The 14,936-nt window shown below is 71.0% G+C and carries 13 protein-coding genes; 9 read left to right on the top strand and 4 right to left on the bottom strand.

Annotated features, from left to right (window positions below; all coding sequences use genetic code 11):
- The first annotated feature begins 115 nt into the window (after positions 1-115).
- Genes LPA41_RS24405 through LPA41_RS24395 form a run of 3 tightly spaced genes read left to right on the top strand, consistent with a single transcriptional unit; the run spans position 116 to position 3,656 of the window.
- A complete protein-coding gene (locus LPA41_RS24405; RefSeq protein WP_229073087.1) occupies positions 116-1,774 on the top strand; it encodes an extracellular solute-binding protein in 1,659 nt (552 codons plus the stop codon).
- Complete coding sequence (locus tag LPA41_RS24400) at positions 1,771-2,757, top strand: sugar ABC transporter permease (protein WP_229073086.1); 987 nt, start codon at positions 1,771-1,773, stop codon at positions 2,755-2,757. The genes LPA41_RS24405 and LPA41_RS24400 overlap by 4 nt, the downstream gene beginning before the upstream one ends.
- Entirely contained in the window at positions 2,754-3,656 is a 903-nt protein-coding gene (locus tag LPA41_RS24395) for a carbohydrate ABC transporter permease (RefSeq protein WP_229073085.1), read from the top strand. The genes LPA41_RS24400 and LPA41_RS24395 overlap by 4 nt, the downstream gene beginning before the upstream one ends.
- 20 nt (positions 3,657-3,676) lie before the next feature.
- Here the strand turns inward: LPA41_RS24395 and LPA41_RS24390 are convergent, their stop codons facing one another.
- The gene (locus tag LPA41_RS24390; protein ID WP_229073084.1) at positions 3,677-5,803 is read right to left on the bottom strand and encodes a glycoside hydrolase N-terminal domain-containing protein; all 2,127 of its coding nucleotides are present in this window, start codon (positions 5,801-5,803) and stop codon (positions 3,677-3,679) included.
- 47 nt (positions 5,804-5,850) lie between these two features.
- Between LPA41_RS24390 and LPA41_RS43045 the strand changes: the two genes are divergently transcribed.
- Positions 5,851-7,923, top strand: a complete 2,073-nt coding sequence (locus LPA41_RS43045) for a beta-galactosidase (protein ID WP_229073083.1) — start codon at positions 5,851-5,853, stop codon at positions 7,921-7,923.
- Between the two features lie 80 nt (positions 7,924-8,003).
- On the opposite strand, the gene ftrA is transcribed toward LPA41_RS43045, so the two are convergent.
- Positions 8,004-8,996, bottom strand: coding sequence for a transcriptional regulator FtrA (ftrA, locus tag LPA41_RS24380; protein WP_229073082.1), 993 nt, complete (start codon positions 8,994-8,996; stop codon positions 8,004-8,006).
- Positions 8,997-9,068: 72 nt separating this feature from the next.
- On the opposite strand from ftrA, the gene LPA41_RS24375 reads away from it, so the two are divergent.
- Positions 9,069-9,521, top strand: coding sequence for a rhodanese-like domain-containing protein (locus LPA41_RS24375; RefSeq protein WP_229073081.1), 453 nt, complete (start codon positions 9,069-9,071; stop codon positions 9,519-9,521).
- 33 nt (positions 9,522-9,554) lie between these two features.
- Here LPA41_RS24375 and LPA41_RS24370 read toward each other — a convergent pair whose 3' ends face one another.
- On the bottom strand, positions 9,555-10,817 hold the full coding sequence (locus LPA41_RS24370) for a D-arabinono-1,4-lactone oxidase (RefSeq protein ID WP_229073080.1): 1,263 nt from the start codon (positions 10,815-10,817) through the stop codon (positions 9,555-9,557).
- A 54-nt stretch (positions 10,818-10,871) separates the two neighbouring features.
- Here LPA41_RS24370 and LPA41_RS24365 point away from each other — a divergent pair, with 54 nt between their 5' ends.
- The 3 genes from LPA41_RS24365 (at position 10,872) to LPA41_RS24355 (ending at position 13,529) form a co-directional block, all read left to right on the top strand.
- The gene (locus LPA41_RS24365; protein ID WP_229073079.1) at positions 10,872-11,435 is read left to right on the top strand and encodes a PadR family transcriptional regulator; all 564 of its coding nucleotides are present in this window, start codon (positions 10,872-10,874) and stop codon (positions 11,433-11,435) included.
- A gap of 59 nt (positions 11,436-11,494) precedes the next feature.
- A complete protein-coding gene (locus tag LPA41_RS24360; protein ID WP_229073078.1) occupies positions 11,495-12,361 on the top strand; it encodes a response regulator in 867 nt (288 codons plus the stop codon).
- Between the two features lie 283 nt (positions 12,362-12,644).
- Positions 12,645-13,529: an MHYT domain-containing protein gene (locus tag LPA41_RS24355; RefSeq protein ID WP_308036607.1), complete on the top strand. Its 885-nt coding sequence runs from the start codon at positions 12,645-12,647 to the stop codon at positions 13,527-13,529.
- A gap of 28 nt (positions 13,530-13,557) precedes the next feature.
- On the opposite strand, the gene LPA41_RS24350 is transcribed toward LPA41_RS24355, so the two are convergent.
- Complete coding sequence (locus LPA41_RS24350; protein WP_229073076.1) at positions 13,558-13,896, bottom strand: PRC-barrel domain-containing protein; 339 nt, start codon at positions 13,894-13,896, stop codon at positions 13,558-13,560.
- A 239-nt stretch (positions 13,897-14,135) separates the two neighbouring features.
- Here LPA41_RS24350 and LPA41_RS24345 point away from each other — a divergent pair, with 239 nt between their 5' ends.
- Complete coding sequence (locus LPA41_RS24345) at positions 14,136-14,936, top strand: hypothetical protein (protein WP_229073161.1); 801 nt, start codon at positions 14,136-14,138, stop codon at positions 14,934-14,936.

The raw sequence follows: 14,936 nt of genomic DNA, 5'->3' as shown, positions 1-14,936 counted from the left end.
TGGTCGCGCTCCCAAGTGATCCTTGTCGCCCGCACCACACGTCAGTTAGCTTGTCTTCGATGTACTTAGTTTAGACGCTAACCAAACTTAAGCCATTTCGGAAGGCAGGTGCGCCGTGGGCGCGTCGACGAACAGGCGAAACTTCCTCGGGCTGATCGGCCTCGGCGCGGCCTCCGTGGCCGGCGGCGGGCTGCTCACCGGATGCAGCAAGGACCCGAGCCGGGCGGGCTCGGCGACGACCGCCGAGCAGGCCGCCGGCGTGGTGCCCGCGTTCAAGGACTCCACCCTGGTCCCGCCGGACGTCAAGGGTGTCCGGCCGATGGCCGACGGGTACGTCAAGTACCCCGCGACCCTCGCCGACGCGGTGACCGCGAAGCCGATCACCAGCGGTCAGCCGATCAGTGTGACGACGCCCTGGTGGGGGCCGGCGCCGCCGACCGAGAACAAGCTGGTCCAGGCGGTCGCCGCGGACATGGGCGGGACGCTGAACTTCAGCATCCAGGACGGCAACACCTACGGCGACAAGCTGAACACCATGCTCGGCGCCCGGGACGTGCCCGACCTGACCTGCATCCCGGGCTGGGAGATCAACAAGCTGGCCCGGTTCAGCGACGGCGTGCACGCGCTGTTCGAGGACCTCACGCCCTACCTGTCCGGGGACAACGTCAACGCGTACCCCCTGCTCGCCGGCCTGGACACGAAGGCCTGGCAGGACTCGGTCTGGGGCGGGAAGCTGATGGCCGTCCCGTTCCCGACCGACTCGCCGTACCCCACGCTGCTCTTCTACCGCAAGGACGTCGCCGACAAGCGCGGGATGGCCGCGCCGGCCAGCCTCGACGAGCTCTACGAGTTCGGCAAGAAGATGACGAACCCGGACGCCGGTGAGTGGGCGTTCGGCGACATCTTCCAGGAGGTGCTGCAGATCTGCGGCAACACCGGGTCGCAGAACGGCTGGGCCAAGGGCGCCGACGGCAAGGTCTATCACCGGTACGAGACACCGGAGTACCAGCGGGCCGTCGAGTTCATGAGCCGGATCTACGCCGAGAAGCTGATCCACCCGGATTTGGCGAGCACCAAGGGCGGCGACGTCAAGACCCTGTTCAAGGGCGGCAAGATCTTCATGTTCGCCGACGGCGGCGGCGCCTGGAAAGAGGTGCTGCGGCCGGCGATCGCGACCACGCCCGGCTTCGACATGCAGGCCGTCAAGGTCTTCGGCGCGGACGCCGGCAAGCCGCCGGTGCGGTGGGCCAGCACCCCGTCGATCATGTGGACCTTCGTGAAGAAGGGGCTCGGGCAGGAGCGCACCCAGGAGCTGTTACGGGTGCTCAACTACGTCGCCGCACCGTTCGGCACCAAGGAGTACGAGCTCTACAACTACGGCGTCGAGGGCACCCACTTCAAGCGGGACGCCAGTGGCGCGCCGGTCACCAACGACCTCTACGTCAAGGAGTTCGCGAACCAGTTCGTCTTCACCGGTGGCCGTCCCGCGGTCATCGTCGGTGGCCCGGACATCCCGAACTACGCGGCCGACTTCGTGAACTGGGGGAACGACGCCACGAAGTACCTCGAGAAGAACCCGTGGGAGGGCATCAAGGTCGAGGTGCCGACGCAGCAGGCGGCCATCCAGCAGCCCACCGACGACAAGATCACTGACATTCAGCGTGGCCGGCGTCCCCTCTCCGACCTGCCCAAGGTGATCGCGGAGTGGAAGTCCGGCGGTGGCGACGCGGCCCGCGAGTTCTACGCCAAGGTCCTGGCTGACAACGGCCGATGAGCGCCCTCCCAGCGATCTTCCGGAAGACCGCGAAGGCGGCGCCGGTCCCGCGGCAGCTGTCGTTCTCGGCACGGCTGCGGCGGGACTGGCCGCTCCTGCTCATGTGCCTGCCGGCGATGGCGTTGCTGCTGGTCTTCCACTACGTGCCGGCGCTCGGCAACGTCATCGCGTTCCAGGACTACAACCCGTTCGTCGGCGACAACCCGTTCGAGGCGTTCCTCTACAGCGAGTGGATCGGGTTCGGGAACTTCGAGTACCTCTTCGAAAACCCCGCGTTCTGGGACGCCGTACGCAACACGCTCTCGATCACGATCTTTCAGCTGGTCTTCTATTTCCCGATCCCGATCGCCCTGGCGCTGCTGCTCAACAGCATCATGTCGCCGCGGCTGCGGTCGCTGGTGCAGAGCGTCGTCTACCTGCCGCACTTCTTCAGCTGGGTGCTCGTCGTCTCCCTCTTCCAGATGATGTTCGGCGGCGCCGGCCTGATCGCGCAGACGCTGCGTCAGGCCGGCCTCGCCGCGCTGGACATCATGACCAACCCGGACACGTTCATCTTCCTGATCACCTCGCAGGCGATCTGGAAGGACGCCGGCTGGGGCATGATCGTCTTCCTGGCCGCGCTGGCGGCGATCGATCCGGGACAGTACGAGGCGGCCGCGGCGGACGGTGCCGGCCGCTGGCGCCGGCTCTGGCACATCACCCTCCCCGGACTGCGCCCCGTGATCATCCTGTTGCTGATCCTGCGGCTGGGTGACGCGCTGAACGTCGGCTTCGAGCAGTTCGTGCTGCAACGCGAGGCGGTCGGCCGGGACGCCGCCGAGGTGCTCGACACCTACGTCTACTACCAGGGCATCGCCGTGCAGCAATGGGGCGTCGGCGCGGCGGCCGGCCTGTTCAAGGCGGTGGTCGGCCTGCTGCTCATCGTGGGCGCCAACAAGATCGCACATCGGTTCGGCGAGCAAGGGATCTACTCGAAATCATGAGCGTCAGACCTGCGTGGGAGGAGAAGCCCTCCCTGATCGGCCGGCTCGGCAAGGGCACCGTCCTGACCGCCGTGGTGGCCGCGGTGGTGGTACCGCTCTGGGTCGTGCTGATCACGAGCCTCTCCTCGGAGAAGACCATCAACGCGGTGGGCGGGTACGTCTTCCTGCCCCGGGAGTTCGACCCCTCGGCCTATGTCGTGATCTTCTCGGGCGGCCAGATCACCGACGCGATAGTGGTCAGCACGGTGGTGGCCCTCGCCGGCACCGTGCTGAGCCTGACCGTGACGGTGCTGGCGGCGTACGGCCTGTCGCGTCCCGGGACGCTCGCACACCGGCCGATCCTCTTCTACTTCCTGCTGACGTTCCTGATCTACCCGGGCATGATCCCGGCGTACCTGGTCGTCACCGGCCTCGGCCTCAAGGACAACCTGCTCGCGCTGATCCTGCCGACCGCGGTGAGCGCGTTCAACCTGGTGGTGCTCCGCTCCTTCTTCATGAGCATCCCCGGCGAACTTCTGGACAGTGCCCGGATCGACGGTGCCGGCGAGTTCCGGATCCTGACCCGCATCGTGCTGCCGCTGTCGAAAGCGGTCACGGCGGTGGTGGGCCTGTTCTACGCGGTCGGCTACTGGAACGCCTTCTTCAACGCGGTCCTCTACATCGACCGCAACGACCTGCAGCCGGTGCAGCGGGTCCTGCAGCAGTTCATCCTGGCCGGGCAGTCCCCGACGTCCTCGGGTGCCGCCGTCTACATCCCGGGTCTCGGCGCGGCCACCCCGCCGACCCTGGCGATCAAGATGGCGGTCGTGGTGATCACCGTCGTCCCGGCGTTGCTGATCTATCCGTTCGTCCAGCGGCACTTCACGAAGGGCGTGATCATCGGCGCGGTCAAGGGCTGATCCATCGGCCACGCGTCAGTTCATCGGCTACGCGTGAGCGCGTGCGGGAGGCCGGGCCGCAGGGTGAGCCTCTCCTGGCCGGCCGGGAGGCCCAGTTCCACCTCCCGGTGCGTGGTGGAGCGCAGCGTCACCGTGACCGTGTCCGGTGACCAGCTGACGTCCACCGTCACCGGGCCCCGCGCGACCAGGCCGTGTGCGCTGCCGGTGGGCCAGGCCCCGGGCAGCGCCGGCAGGACGTCGATCCGCGCCACGCCGTCGGGGCCCACGTCACGGCTGCGGAGCAGCATGGCGACGACCAGGGCGGGCAGGCCACCGGCGAGGTCCACGTTGAACAGGTGATCGCGGTTGTGGGTCGGCACCAGGCTGGGACGCCAGTACGCGCCGGCGACGCGGGTCAGGGCCGCATGTGCCTCGGCGGCGAGGCCGAGGTGCGCGGCGGCCGTGCCGAGCAGCGCCAGGCCGTACCCCATCTCGTCGGACTCCTCGCTCAGCCACCACCGCAGGCGTTCCCGCACCGCCCGGACCGCGGCGGCGTGCAGCACCGGGTCGTCGGCGACGGCGGGATCGCCGGCGTACCAGAACGGGTAGAGGTGACTGCAGTGCCGGTGGGCGTGGTTGTCGTCGAGCCGCGGGTCGATCCATTCGGCGAGGACGCCGCCGGCCGTGACGCGGTAGGGCGGGAGTGCCTCGAGCAGGGTGCGCCAGCGCGGGGCGTCCGGGTGCCCGGCGTCCAGAGTCAGCAGGGCGCGCAGCACGTCGGCGGCCACCTGCCTGTCCATCGTGGCGTCGGAGCAGGCCTGTGCGCCGGTGCCGGCGGGTGCGTTCTCCGGCGAGTACGACGGGTTGAACAGTGGCGACGACGAACCGGTGGTGCAGAAGTCCAGGTAGAAGTCGGCCACCGAGCGCAGGAACGGCAACGCCCGCGACGTCAGGAACTCGCGCGACCCGGTGAACTGCCAGTGCTCCAGGTAGAGCCGCCCGAGCCAGCCGGCCCCGGCCGTCCAGAACGTCAGGCACCAGACCGGCCCGAAGTGGTTCTGCCGCCCGTGCGTGCCCAGATGCGCCGGCGCCAGGATGCCGCCGGCGCCGTAGAGGCGGCGGGCGTTCTCCCGGAAGTCGTCCATCAGCGTGTCGATCAGGTCGAAGAGCGGCACCATCAGGGCCGGCGTGCCGGTCGTGTGCACCGCGAGCAGCGCCGCCTGAAGGTTGCCGTCGATGGTCCAGCCGCTGCGCCACGGCGGCGAATAGGTGCCGCTCCACACGCCCTGCAGGGTGGGCGGCCGCCGCCCGGTGCTGCTGATGATCGCGTAACGGCCGGCGTCGAAGAGCCGTTCCGCGACGTCGCCGCCCAGGTCGAGCCGGACCCGGCCGAACAGGCCGCCGTGGATCGGCGCGTGCGCCCGGAGCAGGTCGTCGAAGTCGCCGGACGGCAGCGCGGCCCGGGCCTCGGCGGGTTCACGCAGGCCAGGTGCGGTGCGTGCGACGATCAAAAGCTCCTCAGCTGTACGGGTGACCCGCACCGCCACGGTCCAACCGGCCGGCGCTCCCGGCCATCCGGCGCCGGTGAACCTGCCGGTGAGCACGAGGTCGTCGCCGAGCCGGGTGACGGTGGCGTCGATCGGCCGTTCCGGTTCGCCGTCGGCAAGGGCCAGGTCCACCGTCGCCCCGCAGTCGTCGAGGCGGACGACCACGACGTCGTCGGCCCGGGACACGAAGGCGTCGCAGCGCCCGCCGGCCCACTGCTGCCGGACGACGCCGGTGGTGAAGTCGGTGCCGCGGGTGTATCCGGGTCCCGGCCGGCCGGGCGTGAGGGTCAGGGTGCACGCCGGGATCAGCGGGTCCTGCCAGCGCGTCTGCGCGTACCCCGGATGCTCCTCTGCCGCGAGGTCGCAGACCGTCCGTGCCGCCTCGTCGAAGTGTCCGGCAACGATCAGCTCGCGCAGCCGCGGCAGCACGGCGGCGGTGGCCGGTGGCGGCAGCGGTTCGGTGACCGGCTGGAAGAGGTCCTCGTGTGCCAGGGTGAAGCGCAGCCCGCCGGGTGAGCCGTAGCAGAGCGCACCCTGCCGCCCGTTCCCGGTGATCAGCGCGTGTTCCCAGGAGGCGGTGCTACGCGAGTCCTGGAACGACGGATTGACGTGGCTCGGCACGCCACCTACTTTGTTTAGAGTACAAACTAAAGTCAAGGTGGTGTCCGGTGTTTTTCGGCGGTGACTACAACCCTGAGCAGTGGCCGGAAGAGGTGCACGCCGAGGATGTCGCGCTGATGCGCCGGGCCGGGGTGAACCTGGTGACCGTCGGAGTCTTCGCCTGGTCACACCTGGAGCCGGCCGAGGGCGAGTACGACTTCGCGTGGCTCGACCGGGTCCTGGACCGGCTGCACGACGGCGGCATCCGGGTCGCCCTGGCCACCCCGACCGCCTCGCCGCCACCGTGGTTCACGCTCGCCCACCCGGAGGCACTGCCGGTCACCGCCGACGGGGTGCGGCTCACCCACGGCAGCCGCGACACCTACTGCGTGTCCGCTCCGGCCTACCGCGCGGCCGCCCGCCGGATCGCCGGGGAACTGGGCCGCCGCTACGCCCGGCACCCGGCGCTGGCGATGTGGCACGTGCACAACGAGTACGGCACCGACTGCCGTTGCGACCGGACCGCGGCCGCCTTCCGGGCCTGGCTGCGCGAGCGGCACGGCGACCTGGACGCGCTCAACGAGTCGTGGACCACGGCGTTCTGGAGCCAGCGCTACTCGGACTGGGCGCAGATCATGCCGCCGCGGGCCACCCAGTACCTGCCGAACCCGGCACAGGTGCTCGACTTCCGCCGATTCCTCTCCGACGAACTGCTCGGCGCCTACCGCGAGCAGCGCGACAGGCTCCGCGGGTTCAACCCGGACGTGCCGATCACCACAAACTTCGTGCAGGGTGGCTGGGTGAGCGTCGACCACGCCCGTTGGGCGTCCGAAGTGGACGTCGTTGCCGTCGACCACTACCCGGACACGGCGGACGGCGGCGCCGAGGAGGAGACCGCGTTCGCCGCCGACCTGGCCCGTGGCTGGGGCGGCGGATCGTGGCTGCTGATGGAGACCGCGCCCAACCTGATCTACACGCGCGGCCGGATGCACGCCAAGGAACCGGGCCGGCTCACCCGGCACAGCCTCGCCTACGTGGCCCGGGGGTCGCGCGGCGCCCTCTACTTCCAGTGGCGGCAGCCGCGCGGCGGTGCGGAACTCTTCCACTCCGCGCTGGTGCCGCACGCCGGGCCGGACAGCCCGGTCTTCCGCGAGGCGGTCGGCCTGGGCCGGACCCTGCGGGCGCTCGGACCGGAGGTCGCCGCCCTCGACCCGCCGGACGCGCGAATCGCGATCACCTGGGACGCGCCGTCGTGGTGGGCGCTGCAGGGCGCCGGGCTGCCGTCGGCCGACATCGATTACCTGGCCGCCGTCCGGCAGGTGCATCGGACGCTGTTCCGGGCGGGCTTGCAGACCGACTTCGTCTTCCCCGGCGCCGATCTCCGCGCCGCGAGTCTCTCCGACGCCGGCCATCCCGCCGACCGCCCAGCCGGCCGTCCCGCCGACCACTCCTCCGGCCTTCCCGCAGATCTTCCCGTCAGTCGCGCAGGCGGCGATCTCAGCCGGTACCGGCTGGTTGTCGTGCCGCATCTCTATCTGCTGGACGACGCCGCCGCGGCAGTCTTCCGTGACTTCGTGGCGGCCGGCGGGCACCTGGTGGTGAGCTATCTGAGCGGGATCGCCGAGCCGGACACCCGGATCCGGCTCGGCGGCTACCCGGGCGCCCTGCGCGACCTTCTCGGTGTCCGGGTGGTCGAATGGCACCCGCAGCCGCCGGACGTGCCGATCGCGCTCTCCGGCGGGTACCTGGCGAGCGGCTGGGCGGAGCGCGTGGAAACCGCGGGTGCCGAGACCGTCGTCCGATATGGATCAGGAATCCTGGCGGGCGCCCCGGCCATCACCCGGAACCGTCACGGCGCCGGATCCGCGTGGTACGTCTCGACCGCCCTCACCGGCGACGCCCTGCGCGACCTGCTGACCCGGGTGGCGGCCGAGGCCGGGGTGGCGCCGGTGCTCGACGGCCGGCCGGACGGTGTGGAGGCGGTCCGCCGGGGGCCGCTGCTGTTCCTGTTCAACCACGGGCCGGCCGCAGTCGTGGTGCCCCTGCCCGGCACCGCTTCGGACGCGGTGACCGGCCGGGAGCTGGACAGGTCGGTGACGGTCCGGGACGGCGGTGCGGTCGTGGTCCGGCTGCCCGGGTGAGAGCGGTCCTTACGGCCGCACCGGCGGCACGGGTGCAAACGATCCGGCCGCGCGCCGGCTGCACGGGGTGAGAGCGGTCTTCACCGCCGCGTGCCGGCTTCGGGCGGGCGGGCGAACGCCCGCCGGTAGGCCGACGGTGACGTCCGCATCGTCCGGGTGAAGTGGTGCCGGAACGTCACGGCCGTCTCGAAGCCGACCGCCGTGGCCACCTCCTCGATCGGCGCCGTGCCGGATTCGAGCAGCGGCAAGGCGGCGTGCACCCGCTGGGTGATCAGCCAGCGGATCGGCGTGGTGCCGGTGGCCCGGGCGAAGTGCCGCAGGTAGGTCCGCGGGGACATGTGCGCCCGGTGCGCCAGGACGTCGACGGTGATCGGGTGGGCCAGGTTCGTCAGCGCCCACTCCATGCTGCGCGCCACCCGGTCGTCGTCCGGGCCGGGCGGGACGGGCGACTCCACGAACTGCGCCTGCCCGCCGTCCCGGTGCGGCTGCACGACGAGGCGGCGGGCCACCATGTTCGCCACGGTCGGCCCGTGGTCGAGCCGGATGACGTGCAGGCACAGGTCCAGGCCGGCCGCACTGCCGGCACTGGTGAGCACCTGGCCGTCGTCGATGTAGAGCACGTCGGCGTCCACCCGGATGCCGGGGTGGCGGGTGCGCAACAGGTCCGCGTACCGCCAGTGGGTGGTGGCCCGGCGGCCGTCCAGCAGACCCGCTCCGGCCAGGGCGAACGCGCCGGAGCAGATGGATAGGATGCGGGCGCCCCGGGTGTGCGCGGCGCGCAGGGCGGCCACCAGCGCGGCGGAGGGCGTGGCGCGCACGTCCGGGACGCCGGGGACGATCACGGTGTCGGCGGCCGCGAACGCGTCCAGGCCGTGACCGGTGTGCAGGGTGGCGCCGCCCACGACGCGGACCGGTCCCGGTGTCTCGGAGCAGACGGTCAGCTCGTACCACGGGAAGTCGAATTCGGGACGCGGCAGCCCGAAGACCTCGGTGACGATGCCGACCTCGAAGACCGACATGCCCTCGAAGGCGAGCACCGACACGGACGGGCCGCGGCGGCCGGCCTGAAGCATGGCGGAATCTTAGCGGCCGTCGTCGTTTCCGCCACTGGGGGCCGGCGGCCGGGCGACGGCACGATGATCGGCATGACAAGTGAGAACATCGCGGCCGGTGAGAACATCGCGGCCGTCGCCCACTTCGCCGCCCGGCTGCGCTTCGAAACCGACGTGAGTGACGTGCACGCCGACCTGGAGGCGGGCACGCCCGGCGTCATCGTCATCGACTCCCGGGGTGACGAGGCGTGGCGCCAGGGCCACCTGCCGCACGCCGTGCACCTGCCGACCGCGCGGATCGCGGCCGGGGCCGCCGACGTGGTACCGGCGGGCAGCCGCGTCGTCACGTACTGCTGGGGACCGGGCTGCAACGGCGCCACGAAGGCCGCGCTGGAGTTCGCCCGGCTGGGCTATCCGGTCAAGGAGATGATCGGCGGTTACGAGTACTGGGTCCGGGAGGGCTTCCCGGTCCGCGACGAGCACGGCGTCCGGGCCCGCCCGGCCGACGAGCTCACCACCCCGGCCGGCGCGGCCTGCGGCTGCTGAGACCCGGTGTGACCGGACCGGCCGGGCCGGTGGTCAGTCCGTCCCGAGCAGGTTGTCCAGCCAGGGGTTGCGGAACTTGCCGGTCGGGTCGAAACGGTGGGCGAGCCCGGCGAAATCGGCGAAGCGCGGGTACAAGGACCGCAGCTCATCGGGAGCCGTCGTGAAAATCTTGCCCCAGTGCGGGCGAGCCGCCATCGGAGCCAGAGCCTTCTCCAGGTCGGCCACGACCGGCAGTACCGCATCGGTGTCGGCGATCCAGGTGAAGTGCAGCGCGAGGCTGTCCCTCCGGTAGTTCGGGCTGAGCCACAACTCGTCGGCGGCAACCGTGCGGATCTCGCACACCTGGAGCACTGCCGCGACGCGTTCCCGCAGATCGTTCACCGCCTCGATCGCGTCGAGGGCGTACTCCCGCGGCACGTGCCAGTCCGACTGGAGCTCCTCGCCGCTGCTCGGGGTGAACTCCATCCGGAAGTGCGGCAGCCGGGCCGCCCACGGACCGGGCACGCCGCCCTGCTCGGTGCAGTTTCGGGTGGGCATGCCGAGGATCGGGTGGCGCGGCCCGTCGGCGGGAGTGGCGCCGTGGAAGTCGCCGGCCGGCATCGGGTCGTGCCGCTTCAGCCAGACGTTGTCGATGCCGGACCCGGTCCAGCGGGTGAAGAGGCTGACGCTGTACCCGGCCGCGAGGATCTCGTCGAGCGACTCGCGCAGGGCTGCCGCCGACAGGTCGTCGTAGACGTACTGCCGGAGCTCGAAGGCGGGTACGACGTCCAGGGTGAGTGCGGTGACCACGCCGAGCGCACCCAGGCCGACCACCGCGCCGGCCAGGTCGGCGTCGTCGCGGGTCAGCGTGACCAGCTCGCCGTCGGGCCGGACGATCTCCAGGCCGGAGACGGCGGTGGCGAGGTTGCCGTTGCGGACGCCGGAGCCGTGCGTGGCCGTGGCGACCGCGCCGGCGACCGAGATGTGCGGCAGTGAGGCCAGGTTGTGCACGGCCAGGCCCGCCGGCTCGAGCAGCGCCGCGAGTTCGCCGTAGCGGATGCCGCCGTCGACGCGCACCGAGGTGCGGTCCGGTCCGATCTCGGCAGTGCGGGCCATCCCGGCCAGCGAGATCAGCGCGCCGTCGGTGTCGGCGATCCGGTTGAAGGAGTGGCCGCTGCCGAGCACCCGCAACCGCTCGCCGGCGGCCACGACCTCCTGCACCTCAGCGATCGTTTTCGGCCGGTGCACGCGCTCGGTGCTGAAGGCCACGTTGCCGGCCCAGTTGGTGCCGGTCCAGTCGGTGAGTCGTTCCCGCATCACTTCACCCTACGGTGGTGAGCCGCGCTTTGATTAGATGTATACGCTTGGGCGATGCCTTTGGACGCGTCCCGGAACAGTCTGGTGCTGCCCATCCTGGGTCTGCTGGCCGAGCGGCCCGCGCACGCGTACGACCTGGCCGTCACGCTGCGGGAACGGTGCGGGCACCTGCCGGTCACCCGGAGCACCGTCGCCACCCTGCTCAAGTCGATGGCGAAGGCCGGCCTGGTCACCGCGCGGGAACCGGGCCGGGTGGGCAACCGGCCGCCGCGCACGGTCTACGAGACGACCGAGGCCGGCCGCGCCGGCCTGCACCGCAGGGTCGAATCCGGCCTGCGTGACTCCCCGGCCGCGTCGATGGACTTCGTGCTGGCCGTCGGCTGTGCGAAGGTGCTCTCCGCCGAGCGGGCCGCGGTGATTCTCGACCAGCGTGCGGCCCGGCTGGCGTCCGGCCGTGCGCCGGGGCACGGTCCGCTGGCGGCGGAGTACTGGCAGGGGCTGGTGGCCGCCGAGATTGCCTGGATCGCCGAGCTGGCCCGCCGGATCCGCGCGCGTGAGGTCGAGTGGGACGAACGGCCGGCGGACGCCGGTCCGGTCCCGGCCACGGCAAACGCCTGATTCGCCTGGCTCGAGGGGGTTAAGGTCGATTCTGCCCGTCGACCGAGGAGGAGCTGCGCATGGCGTCGATCGTGGTCGCGGAGGACGACACCGATATCGCCGAACTGCTCGCCACGGTGCTGAGCAACGAGGGTCACTCGGTTCGCACGGCGCTCACCGGAATGAAAGCCCTCGAGGTGATCGCCGAGAGCCGTCCTGACCTGATCATTCTCGACCACCACATGCCCGGCCTGAGCGGTCTCGACGTGGCCGAGCGGGTGCGCGCCGACGAGGCGACCAAAGCCATTCCGGTGATCATGCTGTCCGCCGCCGCGCCGGCCGCCGCCCGGGGACTCGTCGACGTGACGATCTCCAAGCCGGTCCGCCCCCGGCACGTCGTGGACGCCGCCAACGAACTGCTCGCGGCTCGCGGGTCGGGCGAGCAGGCGGCATCCGGAGGCGCCACGCAGCTGGTCGACGTCGAGCGGCTGCTCGCCGTCTCCGACCTCCTGACCCGGCCCGCCCAGGCGGCCGCGCTGGACCGGTTCGCCGAGGAGCTGTGCCGGCTGACCGGCGCGCCGATGGCGGCGATCATGCTGGTCCTCAACGACAGTGTGGTGGTGGCCGGGTCGCACGGGCTGCCGACCTGGGTCCAGGAGGCCGGTGGGGTGCCGGTCGAGTGGTCACCGGACACCATCGTGGTGGCCGAGGACGTACCGGTGCTGATCGGCGACAGTGCCACCTCGGAGGAGTACGCGAACACGCCGCTCTTCGCGGTCAGCGGCATCCGGTCGTATGCGAGCGTGCCGCTGAACTCCACCGAGGGTCATGTGGTGGGCACCCTGTGCGTGATGGACGACAAGCCGGGAACGTGCACCGAGGACACCGTCCAGGTGTTGCACTCGCAGCGGGCCGCCGCGGTGAACCTGCTGTCCCGCGCCGGCTGAGTGGCCCTTCACGCGGCCGTACATCTCACCCAAAGTTACATCAATGCCCACCGATAGACATGTGGGTCGCTATCCGTGAAAACGGGTCTTTGCAGGCACAAATGGTAGGTCAGCCGATCGGACCAGATCCAAATCGAGATCGGTTGCACGTTCTCTCGTGACGAAACCTGCGTCACAATCAGTCACGGTCCTGGCGGTGGCGGGTGCAGGATGCAGCGCGGCGATGTCGAAACGCGAGAGGAACAGCGCAATGGCGGAGATCCATCACTTTGATCATGGATGGGTGACCCCGGCGGTGAGCTACATCCTGTCGGTGCTCGGCTCGCTCCTGGGGCTGACCGCCGCGGTGCGCTTCCGTCAGGCGAAGAGCGGTGGCGAGCGTGCCTGGTGGCTCACCCTCGCCGCGGTGGCGATCGGCGCCACCGGCATCTGGAGCATGCACTTCGTCGCGATGATGGGCTTCAGCGTCAGCGGCACGCCGATCCGGTACGACGTCGGCCTCACCGTCGCCAGCGCCGTCATCGCCTTCGTCGCGGTCGGCGTCGGCCTGGCGATCGCGCTGCTCGGCTCCGCCGCGCCACGCATCCGGATCCTGATCGGCGGCGTGCTCGCCGGCCTCGGTGTGGCCGCGATGCACTACACCGGCATGGCCGCCATGCGCCTCCGCGGCGAGATCCACTACGCCGGGCAGGAGGTCGTCCTCTCGGTGGCGATCGCCGTGGTCGCCGCGACCGTCGCGCTCTGGCTGGCCCTGAACGTCCGCAAGCCGCTCGCGATCTTCGCGTCGGCGCTGGTCATGGGTATCGCCGTGAACGGCATGCACTTCACCGGCATGGCCGCGATGTCGGTGTTCTCCGGCGAGTCGTTCGGTTCGGTCGAGGGCGCGACCGCCACCGGCCTGCTGGCGCCGGTCGGCGCCGCGGTGGTCTTCGCGATCCTCGGCATGGTGTACGCGCTCGCCGCCGCCCCGAGCGAGGAGGACCGCGAGGCGGCCGCCTACCTCGCCTCCCGGCTGGAGGCGCGCCCGGCACCGGCTGCCGGCACCCCGCCCGGACAGCTGTGGGGCCAGCAGCCGCAGCACCGGCAGCCGCAGCCGGGCCAGGGCCCGGGCCGGTCGACGCTCGGCGGCGGCAACTGGACCTACCGCGACCGCGACCGCGCGCAGTAGAGACTCGCCGGCGCCCCGAGGGGCGCGATCACTTCGGCTGGATCAGCCAGTCCCAGGCCTTGCGGAGAGCCGTCGTACGGTTCTCGGCAAGGCCTGCCGGCATGTCGGCGGCGGGTGTGGCGAGCTGGTCGGCCGGTTCGCTGACGATCACGCCGCGCTCGAAGAGGCCGTCCACCTGGTCGCCACCGGCGAACCGGTGGCCGTCGCCGGTCTTGATCAGCAGGCCGTGGAAGACGTCCTGAGCCTCGTCGGCCAGGACGTGCTCCAGTGTGCCCACCGTGTCGCCGGACCGGTCGTAGACCGGAATGCCCTCCTTCGCGACCAGGTAGGACACCGGGTTTCCGAGGTCTTCGCTCTTCTCCGTCATGGTGACGTTCTACCCGCGGCGCAGTCGCGTCATGCTGCGGGATATCGGGAAACCGGCCTATTGGAAGCCGTTCTTCAACATCATCTTTTCGGCTGAGTAGGGCCTAAACATTTTGTACAGCAATGGGTTTTCTGTACCGAAACGCGGCGAGAAACGCGGCGGTATGTCCGCAATTCCCATAGTGTCCCCTTTGTCACGCCGGATCCCTGCGGCGTGCATCGAAGGCACTGGAGGATCTCATGCAGAAGACTCGGCGAATCGGCACGATGATCGCCCTGGCCACGGCGACCGCCGGGATGGCGGCCATGTCGGCGGCGGCGCCGGCCGCGGCGGTCGGCCGCGGGCCCGCGCCGGTCTCGAACTGGCTGCAGGCGGTACGGGCCAACACCACCAGCCTGGTCACCGTGCATTGGCGTACCGACCGGCCGATCTGCGACGCCGCAGTGCAGTTCCGCGGTGAACGCGTCAAGGTCGACTACCTGGGCAAGCGGCGGTCCGTCTCGTTCTCCCGGGGCGACTCGCTGCGCCCGGGCCGCACCGACTACACGACGATCCGCGTGACGCCGTTCGCGCAGCGCACCGGCGTGACGAAGCTGTGGGCGACCATCTCCTACGACGAGTGCGGTTTCCGTGCCCGCACCCAGACGCGCACCACCGTTCTGTCGCTTCCGGTGGTGGCGCGCAACACCTCGCCGGGTGGCATCGGCGGTCCGGGCGGCCCCGGACACGGCCACTCGGACGGGCCGGGCGACAACGGCCCCGGCGCTCCGGGGCACGGCGGCCCGGGTAGTGGTCACGGTGGCGGCCAGCAGGGCGGTCACAGTGGCGGCCAGCAGGGCGGTCACAGTGGCGGCCAGCAGGGCGGTCACAGTGGCGGCCAGCAGGGCGGTCACAGTGGCGGCCAGCAGGGCGGCCACAGTGGCGGCCAGCAGGGCGGCCACAGCGGCGGCCAGCAGGGCGGCCACACCGGTGGCCAGGGTGGTCACGGTGGTCACGGCGGTGGCCACGGTGGTCACGGGAACAGTGGCGGCGGCCGCTGA

It is taken from the genome of Actinoplanes sp. DH11 (assembly GCF_020873875.1).
GTDB lineage: Bacteria > Actinomycetota > Actinomycetes > Mycobacteriales > Micromonosporaceae > Actinoplanes.
Note: the sequence above shows the minus strand (reverse complement) of the source record. Positions and strands in the feature narration are given on the sequence as shown.